Here is a 10,560-nt window from a genome sequence, read left to right on the forward strand (position 1 = left end):
CCGCTGCAACATTCGCCGAAACGCCGAAGTTACGCGGGCTTGGCCGCAGCGAACTTCGCGCTCCATATGTTCCCGGCGATACGCGCGCCAATGCGCGACAGGATCGGTTGCACGAGTCCCTGCAGTACGCACGCCGTCGGGCCCAGGAATTTGGGCAGCATGTCCGCGATAAACATATCGATTTGATCGCGGTCGTAGACCAGCCGCTCCTTCACCTCAACGTTCGTGAGGCCCGCTTGCCGCAATCCCGCGATGTACGCCTCCTCGCTGATTGCGCCGCCGATGCACGACGCATACAACGACATGCTCTTGCGCGCCCACCACGGCAGATCGTTCGCGACGATGTCCGATACGCTCATCTGCCCGCCCGGCTTCAACACGCGAGCGATCTCCGCGAACACGCGCGGTTTGTCCGGCGACAGGTTGATTACGCAGTTCGAGATCACCCAATCCACCGTGCCCGATTCCACCGGCATCTTTTCGATAATCCCCTTGCGCACCTCGACGTTTGTGTAACCCAGTTTGGCGATGTTGCCCCGCGCCCGCTCGATCATCGCGTCCGTCATGTCCACGCCGATCACGCGCCCCGTCTCGCCGACCTTCTTCCGCGCGATCAACAGATCGAGGCCCGCGCCAGAGCCCAGGTCGAGCACCGTGTCGCCCTCTTTCACCCCGCTGAATGCCAGCGGGTTCCCGCACCCGAACGAACTCACCACGGCGTCCGTGGGCAATTCCGCGACCTCGTCAATGCGATAGCCTATCGCCTCGACATTCGTGGTCGCCGCGCTTGACGAACCGCAGCACGCCGTCTGGCCGCAGCAGCCCTCGCTCGCTTTCGTCTTCTCGATTGCCCGCGCGTACGATTTCGATACTTCCGCGCGCACCTTGTCCTGCGTATCAAGCGTTGCAGCATCGCTCATGGGAATCCTCCTGTGGGCAGCATTGCTCGATGGCCTCCGCCATCGCGCGCAGCGTCGCCGCCAGTTCGTTGTACCGCACCGAATAGAAAACTTCCTTCCCCCGCTTCTCTGCTTTCAATATCCCGCAGTCCCGCAGAACCGCCAGGTGCCGCGACACCACCGACAGATCGATGGGGCAGCACGCGGCAATCTGCGACACCGTCGCCGGTTGCGGCATCTGCGTCAACCGCGCCAACAACCCCACCCGCATCGGCTCGCAAAGCGCCTTAAACAGCAATGGGTTAAGCACTTCCGACAGTCCGCAGCAACTCGTCATTCCAATATTGCATACTTGCGTCATAATGCAAATATAGCACAAGGGTGGGTTCTTGTCAAGGCCGCACGTTGCGCATGGAGACAAGATACCGATCAGCTTGGGCGGGGCGAGGCTCCTGCCGAGCCGATTGCCGAGCGATCTGAATTCAGCGCACGAAAACACGCCAACTCGGCAAGAGCCATGCCTCGCGAAAATGGAACAGTTACATCACTTCGGCGGGGCTTTTCGGCGAGTCAGCCGACTCGGAGTGCGAGGCGTTCCATTCAGTCGGGTACGAGGGTCGAGGGTAGACGACTCACGGGGCGGCGGCCAGAGCGCCGGCCTTTTCTTCGACGGTCTTGACAAGTTCCTGGATGGCGTCCACTTCCTTTTCTTCGAAGTAGGCTTCGCCGCATTGTTCACACACCCGGGCGGGGACGGCATCCAGCGTGATGTGACAGGCCCTGCGGTCGATATGGAAGGGTGTTGCGCCCAACTTCATTTCTCCCCGACAGCGAATGCATTTCAATTTCGCGGCAGCCTTGACCTTGTCCGGAGTCTGCCCGTGCTTGCTCACGAAGGCATCCTATCGCGGATTTTTCACGCGAACAGCAACGACGTGTGGTATTCGTTGCGCCACATCAAGTTCCATAGTTTCCGGTCTATACAGGGTGTTCGCGTGAAAAATCCTCCCGCCACGCGCTCAAAGGTTTACTCGTGCCGGGCTGCCGCATTCAATCCTCGTAATGTCAGACCAGTCCGCCTGGCCGGTAGTAGCAGATTGATTGCCTTACGGTTTTACCGTTTGGGGCAATCCGTGGACTGGGCGAATGGCGCACAGGGATAGCAGCGCGATAGCGCAAGAACTCCCTGTGTGCCCGTAGCGGTCCCGCGTTCCACAGCGGGCGTATTCTCGGCAGGATTCCATTGCTTTGAGTTCCACCCGGTATAGAAACCGGGTGCGGACAGCCGTGCGCAGGCATTTTGACTTGATCAATGCCCACGCATGTTGCAGAGTTATACTGTTGGTTTTGCATTTGGCGTGGTGCCGCGCGTTAGCTTCGCGTCGCAAGGAGGCCGGCGATGCCAAGAGTCTCGAAAGTCGAAGTGCTTGACGGGTACAGGATAGATCTGACGTTTGACGATGGCACGCGCGGGGTTGTGGACTTGGCGGACCTCGCCGGTAAGGGTGTCTTTTCCGCTTGGCGGGACCGGGAGAATTTCGAGCAAGTTGGTATTGGGACTTCAGGCGAGTTGGTCTGGGGCAAAGACGTTGACCTGTGCCCCGACTCACTGTATTTGAAGGTCACCGGGAAGCAGCCAGCAGAGGTGTTCCCATTGCTGGATCACGACCACGCGGGTGCCTGAGATCAGCCGCTTCTTCGGTATCGTCGTGAAGATGTACTACGATGACGACAATCCGCCCCATTTTCACGCGGAGTACGGCGGACACACGGCTTCGATAGCAATTGAAACCTTGTCGATTTTTGCCGGTTCACTGCCACCTCGTGCTGCGGGGCTTGTCGTCGAATGGGCAGCGCAGCATAGCGAGGAACTGTGGGAAGACTGGCGCCGGGCGCGAGAGATGAAACCCCTCCTGAAAATTCAGCCGCTGGAGTCATCGGCGATCTGTGTGAAGTTTGGCCTCGTTCACAAATTTCGATTTGGGAACGCGCTCGATTTCACGAACAGCCAAAGCGGCGTCGTTGCCGCCGCACCCCACATCGTCCACACGCGATCCGTGTGGTCCGCGCGAGCCGCCGTCGCTCCGGTGCGCCGCTACTTCCCGAATCGCACCTTCTGCGCGCGTTCGGCGAGCCAGCCCACCTGGGTGGCGAGCCGCTCCATCCATTCGGCCGCCGAATGGCCGGCCACGACGGAGCCTTGCTGCTGAATCTGGAAGGAGACCGTCGCGATGTGCTTGACGCCAACGGCGTAGTACAGCGCCGCCTCCTCGTAATACGAAAGCGTCCGATACCGCTGATAATGATCGAGCAATTCGTCGACGCGCTTCGCGAGACGTTCCGGCCGCATGGTCGTGCGCACGCACAGATTCGAAATGGCGTAGCTCAGGTCTTCGAGATAGCACCCGTCGCCGGCAAACTCGAGATCGACCACCGCGCTCAATCGATGGCCTTTGAAAATCAGATTGCCGCTATGCCAATCGCCGTGGATGAGCCCCGTCTCGAAGCGCCCGCGATTGTCCAGGCTCAGGGCCTCGCCCGCATCGCGCAAGAACAGCGCGATCCGATTGCAGTGCTGGTTGACGGCGTCGACGTTGCCCTCTTGCTTCGCCAAACCGTACAACGTCGCGAACGCCTGGCGCGGCACCTCGCTGAACCGCCACATCGTGGTGTCGCGCTCGGGCCGCGGAAAGTCGCGGCACACCTGGTGAAACTTCCCCAGCGTCTCCGCCGAAATCGCCAGCGTTTCCTTCGACACGAGCATCGGTTCGCCTTCGACGAATTCCTGCAGCTCGAGCGCCCACGTGTTCATCTCGACGATGCGCGTGCCCTTGCTGGTCCGCTGAATCTTGGCGACTGGAATCCCGCTCGTCGCGAGGTGATCGCTCAACCGGTGCTGAAACCGCAGCGCGTCCAGCACGAACGGATCGCGCTTGTACGTCTTGCACAGGAACTGCCCAATCGCCGTATTGACGATGAGTTTCCGGTGCCGCCGCTGGTGCGCCGCGGGCATGACCGTCGGTTTATCGACGCGGCCCAAATCGTAATGGTCGCGGATGACCTGTGCGAGTATATCGAGCGAATCCACGGCGGCTGTCACGGAAGTTCCAGGGTCAGTTCCGATTCGACGTTTTGCGGGTCGGCGAGCAAATCTTCCTTCTTCCACCACGTCGGTTTCATGATGCGCTTGCCATAGAGCTGTTCGCCCTGGTCCATATAGTGCTTCGACGCCGGATCGCCGCTTTGGCCCCACGGGCATAGCGTGTACGACTCCACGCCGTCCGCGCTGAAAAACATCAGCATCGTGGTTTGCGACCCGTCGTCGGCGACGTACTTCCCGGGGTTCTCCTTGTCCACGCTGCTCCGCACATCGAACAACGTCTCGGACATGTTGATTCCGTCCGTCGACCCGCCGAAGTCCGCGCCGGGCGCGGGGAAATACACGCCGCCGCGTCCCACGCGATAGATTTCGCCCCACGGCGTCTCGGCCGAACCGTACGTCTTTGTCATCTCGTCAATCGCTTCCGCGAGCTTGTCGAGCAGCGCCGACTTCTCCTCGGGCGTCAGCGTTTGCCGCTCGACGATCGCCTTCAGGTTCACGCCGTCGTTGCACTTCATCCGCCACACCTTGTACACCGGCGTCGCGACGCTCTCCGGCAGGAACTCGCCGTTCCATTCCTGGATGTTCTTCACGACCTTGGCAAACGTCTCGTCCTTCATGCGCTCCGCCCCGACCGACTCGACCGCCCCGGCCAGCGCCTCCTGCCACGGCTTCGCGAGAATGTCGTAGACATCGGTCGCATACGCGAGGGCCTCTTCCTTCGTGACCGAATCGTCCGCATCGAGCAAATTGATAATCCGCTTGCTGCGCGGATTGTTGAAGTCCCACGTCACGTTGTAGATATACGCGGGATATTTGTCCTGTGTCAGGGGCGAATTCTTCATCATGTTGATCGGGCTGATATTGCAGTTCTGCATGTAGCCCTGCTCGGGGTTATCAATCTGAACCAGGTCCGCGATCGGATGGATGTCCTTCCACAACGATTCCGCGCTGGCGGGCACCGGCGCGTTCCAATCAAATCCCGGCTTGCGCACCGGCGTGCGCCCGTTGCGCACGTACCGAATGTTGCCGGACGTATCCGCGAACATGATGTTCTGTTCCATCAACCCGAGCATTCCAAGCGCCTCGTAGAACTCGTCCGTGTTCTTCGCCAGCAGCATACGGTACGTCTGCTCGAACAACCCCGCATCCTCGAAGTACGGCGACGCGCCGACGTACGCGATCTTGTTTTCCAGATCGACGTCAAAAACCGGACCGAATTCGGTCTCGAACCGGGGCTGCGTTTTCGGTTCGCCTCCCTTGACGTTCACCTTCATCTGCCCGGCTTTGAACTCATGCCACTGGCCGTCGAGTTCGTACTTCGGTTTCATCAGGTTCGACATGTCGATCTTCACCTCGAACACGTCCGACGTGTCCGGCCCGCCCGTAGTCGGCGCCCAACCCACGTGGTTCGAGTGGCCGAATCCCAGCAGCGGAGACCCCACAAGGAAAAACCCGTTCATGTGCAGTTTGTCGCCGTGTACGCGCGCCTCGTAAAACACCTGCATCCCTTCCCAGCCCACGTGCGGATCGGTCAGCAGAATTGCGCCGCCCGTCGCCGTCCGTTTGGGCGATACGGCCCACTCGTTCGACCGGCCCACCGGCTCGCGCTTTTCCTTCTTGCTCAGATCGTCGAACACCCCTCCCAGCGGCCACCGCAGAATCATCGCGCGGCCGATCGCGGAGCAGTGCGCCGGCTCGAACTCGAGCGCCCATTCCGGCTTTTTCTCCGGGTGTTGCGCCACATACGCGTCCACTCCGGCGGCGAAACTGTCCGCGAGTTCGCGCAAATAATCCGGCGCCTCTTCGTAGCTCTTCCGCGCCACCTCTTCGTTGCGCACGAGCTGCATCGCGAAATCCGTACGCACCTCGCCCGCGCCGAACGCTTCGGCCGCGCGGCCCGTAGCAATGCGCGCGTTCGCGTAGATATCGGCAAGCCGATCCTCCGCCTGCGCGTAACCGAGACCGTACGCGGCGGCCGCGTCCGTGGCCGCGTAGATGTGCGGCACGCCCCACGTGTCGCGGTAGATGGTGACCTGGTTCCCCGTCGCGGGCTCCTCGGACGGCGGACTCGTTTGAGGCTCCTGCGCGGGCTCGGTCGTTGCCGGCGGCGCGGGTGCCGCGCCGGGTGCCGATTCGCCGCCCGGTCCACAGCCAACTGCCGACAACACGACCGCGACGATTACCGCGAACAGATTTACGTACTTCATCGAACCACTCCGTTACAACCGCAAAAACAGCTTGTGCTTTTCAAGATGCCGCAGGAACAGCCACGTCACCCAGTAGAAGAGTAAAAAGTTCAACACCGCCATGTACAGCGGCGCGTCATCCGGCACCAGCGGCCTGATCGTGGCGCTCGTCATGCCGTGAATGATGTATCCCGCCAACGCGTTGACGCCGAATGTGCGAAACATACCCACCTGAACGTTCTTCAAATCGCTTAACCAGATAAAGAACACCAACACGATCAGCGAGAAGCCCGCGCTGAACACCATGTACGAAAGCGACCCCGCGTGCTGGTTCATCGTCCACAAGTCCGTCGGCAACGCCGGCGCCACGAACGGCGGCTCGACCAGCCACGCGCGCCACCCACCGGAGACGTTGCCGAGCATCGCATTGTGCACGGCGTTCATGCACGACAACCCATACCCCGCCACCATGAGGACAATGGCCCACACCGTGAACGGCCGCATCGCCCCACGCGAACCGCGCGCATGCAGCGTGTCGTGCGCGAGCGACCCGGCGAGCAGCGGCACGGTCCACGTCAGGAACCCCAGCGGCCCCCCGTCGATCGTTCCGTCGGCGTGTTCGTTCCAGTTGTAGTACCAGACTTGCGAAAGCAGCAGGTGCCCCAGGCCCGACGCCGCGAGATACACCACGCGCACGGAGGGTTTCGCCCCGATCACCGGCAACACCCAAAGCGACGCAAACGCGATATGGATTAGGGTCTGAATCACGGACCACTTCAAATGCTGCGTGATATACCCCCATACCCCGGCGGTGACAATCGCATTCCAACTCATCCCGTCGTCCGCGATGCCGTAGAACGCTATCCCGAGAAGAATCAATCCGAGATTGCGCTTAATCGCGTGCCGTATCGCCGCGCCGTACCCGTCCTTTTCCACACGGCGCAAAAACGTCAGCCGGAACGACACGCCCACCGCAAAGAAGAATTGCGGCATGATCGTGTCTGCATAGCTGCAATACGTGTTGTGATGGCAGAGCAACGCCGCATGCTGCCTGATCGCGTCGTACCCGCCCAGAAAGTTGACCAGAAACATCCCGGCCACCGTATAGCCGCGAAACTGGTCGAGCGACGCAAGACGGGACGGTTGAGCGGTGCCCGCGGCCATGATCTCCCCTGATGTGACACTCGCCGCGCCGCACAATGCCCGCGGCGCGGCACAAATTCTCACGAGTGTATCCACCAACCACGCCCCGCGCAACCATCCTTTCGTGCTTCGTGAGGTGTCCTCCGAAGCCGATCGGGCGAAGGAGGATCGTATTCGTAATCGACCTACTCGAACTTCGCCCCGCCATCGGGACTGTCCCGGGCCATGCGACGAAGGAGCATCGCCGGGACTCTACGTGAATTCCCCCTGCATGATGACTTGCGGGAATGCAGATATCTTGGGCAATTCAGAGACTACGAATTACAGTACTCCAACACCGATACGGAAGCGCAGTCAGTTCGACGCAAACATGTAAAGACTCCCTGCCAACCTGGATCGAGTACCGTGACAACCCCGGTGCTATGCGCCGGGCAAGCAGAAAGCAGGCGCGCCTTCTTTTCCTTCTTCCTTCTTCCTTCTTCCCTCTTCCTTCTGGCTCCTGACTTCTGGCTCCTGACTCCTGGCTCCTGACTTCTGGCTCCTGACTCCTGGCTCCTGGCTCCTGAATTCTTCCTCCCGCCTCCTGTAAACTTCCCCAACCATGAGCCGCATCACCATCCTCATCCTCATTCCCAACGCCGGCGACCGCCTCGTGCGCTGCCTTGAAAGCGTGAAGTGGGCGGACGACATCTTCTGCGTCGTGGACCCAAAGACGACGGACGGCTCCGACTCCGTGGCGCGCCAGTTCTCGAACCACGTCGTCGTGCACGAATACGTAAACAAGGCCGACCAGTGCAACTGGGCCATCCCTCAGATCGAGACCGAATGGACACTCGTCCTCGATGCCGACGAATGGCTCTCGCCCGAACTCACCGCGCGCGTCCAGAAGATCGTCGCCGACCCATCGAGCGCCGACGGCTACAAAATCAAACGCATGTCCTGGTTCTTCGGCAAACTCATCCAACACTGCGGCTGGGACCGCGACTACAACGTCCGCCTGTTCCGCACCAAAAAAGGACGCTACACCGGCCAACGCGTCCACGCCACCATCGACGTCGACGGCGCCATGGGCCGCATCGACGAGGTCATGTACCACGACGACAAACGCAACTTCGACGAATACTTCGCCACCTTCCAACGCTTCACCACCTGGTCCGCCCAAGACCTCTACGACCGCGGCAAACGCGCCACCCTCCTCGACCTCACCTTCCGCCCCGCCGCCCGCTTCTTCAAGATGTACGTCCTCCGCCGCGGCTTCCTCGACGGCTACCACGGCGCCGTCCTCTGCGGCCTCGCCGCCTTCTCCGTCTTCACCAAATACGCGAAACTGTGGAACCTGCAACGCAACGCGGAAGGCGGCGCGGAACGGCCCGCTCCCTAATGGTTAGTGTGGGGCGCTGCTGTTAGGCGGACTGTGAAGCCTACAGTTGTTGGATACCAATAGACAGAAGATACTCGTAAGTCGAGTCGTAATACTGCGGGCGTCTCGTGTGATCGATTTCTGAACCTTCAGGCACGCAGATGACCATGCCTTGGCGGGCGCGAGTTAACAACACCCGATAAGCATTCTTAAGATATTGTCTTCTATCGCGCTTATTGATGCGCTGCCATTTCGAGCCACGGAAAGAGAAGTGCTCCCACTCTCCGTTGCTGAATCGAAAGTCACCATCCCAGGACACGCACGCCCAATCGAGCTCCAATCCCTGAACATGAAACTCCGTGGCCACGTCCTCTAAGAAATAGGAAGAGCGAACATCCTCCTTCCCGTCCAGAAACCACTTGACCGGATCCACGGGAGTGCGGACATCTAACGCCAGTGGCTTCAATCGCTCTGCTTGTGAGGAGACGATGATCCCATATCTTTCACTACCCGCAGCGTGATCCCGCAGCCACTGCTTGGCCGCTGACAAGTCTCGCGTTAACCGAACGGGATACCGAGTATCGAATTCCTTGAGCAGAAGTCTTGCGCTATCTGAATCACAATCGAGTAAGTGCTTTATGAATGTAGATACGTTTTCAGCTCGAAAAGACCTCATGGATGTATTCAAATGCAGTTCACGGCAATACGTCACGTTCGGCCGTTGCGCCAACTTTGCCAATGTGGCTCCTGCCCCATATTCACTGTCTGTAAGTGCGGGAGAAATGTACACCCGCCAATCATGAAACTTAGTACGCAACACATCGATCCATTCCGCAATTCCGGCTTCACCAGTATTTATTTCCTGTCCACCGCCCACAAGGCACACAATTACGGCCCAGTCACGATGCCGATCCATACATGAAATTAGAAACTCCGGCTCTGACATCTGAAACGCATTCACCCCCTTCTTGCGGCGCATGAAAGAGGCAGTTTGTTGTAGGGTCCATGCGCGTTGTGCTTCATCAAAGAGGGCGACGTGATCAACAGGCGGGCGCAAAGCGTCTCGCAAACACTCGTCACGGAAATGATGTACATTCTGTATAAATGCCTTAACCCTTGTCTTGGCATCAGACTTTTTCAGGCTATTCCCTTGCTGTCGCTCTCGCCGAATGGAATCTCGCGCAAGAGCCTCACGAAGTATTGCGACCAATGGCCCATTTCCGGAAAGAAACACACTATGGCGATCGCTCTCAGAATCGTGAAATTGAGTGGCGATGTTAAGGCCAACGAGAGTCTTGCCTGCGCCCGGTACTCCTGTGACGAAGCTGATGGACTTTCGCTTCGCTTTTCTCGACTCGTCAATGATAGACGCGAGCATCTCGGACGTCTCGTGCAGGTTCTTTGCTCCGGCATCGTTGCGCGAAATCTCTGCAACACCGTGTCCTGCATATAGCGCACGAGCAGCCTCCACGATGGTGGGCGTAGGGCAATACCGCGAACTCTCCCAAGCGCGCGTGTCTATACTTGTGCTCTGCATAGAATCAAGCAAGTGGCTGACTACACCTCGAAGAGAATCGGCATTCGTGCAGATCGTGCGAAATAGCCCAGGTACGAGACTATGACGAACAAGTGAATTCGGTACGGGTCGCGCATGCGTGGCAACCAAGATTGGCACGACAGGGAGTGGGTGACTTCCTTCGTGGAAGTATTTGAGGTCTGCCGCGTAGTCGAAAGCTTGGTCGATATCCGCCTGCAAAAAAGTATTTGCTTCGTAACACTTTAGCCGTTTGCCGCGACGTTTGGGGGTAATGGCGGCAGCTGACCGGTTTTGAGGTATGTCGTTAAGGCGTCTTGGAGCGTTGCGACGGG

10 protein-coding genes are annotated in these 10,560 nt (G+C 59.4%); 3 read left to right on the top strand and 7 right to left on the bottom strand.

Translation table 11 applies throughout. The features are described 5' to 3' along the window. Positions 1-29: 29 nt before the first annotated feature. The 3 genes from arsM to HUU46_23945 all read right to left on the bottom strand — a co-directional run bounded on the left by arsM (position 30) and on the right by HUU46_23945 (position 1,744). Positions 30-920 carry an arsenite methyltransferase gene (arsM, locus tag HUU46_23935; protein ID NUM56690.1) on the bottom strand — a complete coding sequence of 297 codons (891 nt, stop codon included), beginning with the start codon at positions 918-920 and terminating at the stop codon, positions 30-32. Further along, positions 898-1,209, bottom strand: coding sequence for a winged helix-turn-helix transcriptional regulator (locus HUU46_23940; protein ID NUM56691.1), 312 nt, complete (start codon positions 1,207-1,209; stop codon positions 898-900). The genes arsM and HUU46_23940 overlap by 23 nt, the downstream gene beginning before the upstream one ends. A 322-nt stretch (positions 1,210-1,531) precedes the next feature. Continuing rightward, the gene (locus HUU46_23945; protein NUM56692.1) at positions 1,532-1,744 is read right to left on the bottom strand and encodes a YgiT-type zinc finger protein; all 213 of its coding nucleotides are present in this window, start codon (positions 1,742-1,744) and stop codon (positions 1,532-1,534) included. A 554-nt stretch (positions 1,745-2,298) separates the two neighbouring features. Between HUU46_23945 and HUU46_23950 the strand changes: the two genes are divergently transcribed. Together HUU46_23950 and HUU46_23955 are read left to right on the top strand one after the other, a co-directional pair. Continuing rightward, positions 2,299-2,583 (top strand): DUF2442 domain-containing protein, encoded by a 285-nt coding sequence (locus HUU46_23950; protein NUM56693.1) that lies wholly within the window; start codon positions 2,299-2,301, stop codon positions 2,581-2,583. Then, complete coding sequence (locus HUU46_23955) at positions 2,576-3,109, top strand: DUF4160 domain-containing protein (protein ID NUM56694.1); 534 nt, start codon at positions 2,576-2,578, stop codon at positions 3,107-3,109. Before HUU46_23950 ends, HUU46_23955 begins: the two co-directional genes overlap by 8 nt. Here HUU46_23955 and HUU46_23960 read toward each other — a convergent pair. Genes HUU46_23960 through HUU46_23970 form a run of 3 tightly spaced genes read right to left on the bottom strand, consistent with a single transcriptional unit; the run spans position 2,995 to position 7,415 of the window. Then, positions 2,995-3,999, bottom strand: a complete 1,005-nt coding sequence (locus tag HUU46_23960; protein ID NUM56695.1) for a phosphotransferase — start codon at positions 3,997-3,999, stop codon at positions 2,995-2,997. The genes HUU46_23955 and HUU46_23960 overlap by 115 nt on opposite strands. Further along, entirely contained in the window at positions 3,996-6,209 is a 2,214-nt protein-coding gene (locus HUU46_23965; GenBank protein ID NUM56696.1) for a penicillin acylase family protein, read from the bottom strand. Before HUU46_23965 ends, HUU46_23960 begins: the two co-directional genes overlap by 4 nt. A gap of 12 nt (positions 6,210-6,221) precedes the next feature. Beyond that, the gene (locus tag HUU46_23970; GenBank protein NUM56697.1) at positions 6,222-7,415 is read right to left on the bottom strand and encodes a DUF1624 domain-containing protein; all 1,194 of its coding nucleotides are present in this window, start codon (positions 7,413-7,415) and stop codon (positions 6,222-6,224) included. Positions 7,416-7,932: 517 nt separating this feature from the next. Between HUU46_23970 and HUU46_23975 the strand changes: the two genes are divergently transcribed. After that, positions 7,933-8,712 carry a glycosyltransferase family 2 protein gene (locus HUU46_23975; GenBank protein ID NUM56698.1) on the top strand — a complete coding sequence of 260 codons (780 nt, stop codon included), beginning with the start codon at positions 7,933-7,935 and terminating at the stop codon, positions 8,710-8,712. Between the two features lie 40 nt (positions 8,713-8,752). On the opposite strand, the gene HUU46_23980 is transcribed toward HUU46_23975, so the two are convergent. Beyond that, positions 8,753-10,560: DUF2075 domain-containing protein (locus tag HUU46_23980; GenBank protein ID NUM56699.1), on the bottom strand; the 1,808-nt coding region annotated here is incomplete at its 5' end.

Source organism: Candidatus Hydrogenedentota bacterium, assembly GCA_013359265.1.
Lineage (GTDB): Bacteria > Hydrogenedentota > Hydrogenedentia > Hydrogenedentales > SLHB01 > JABWCD01.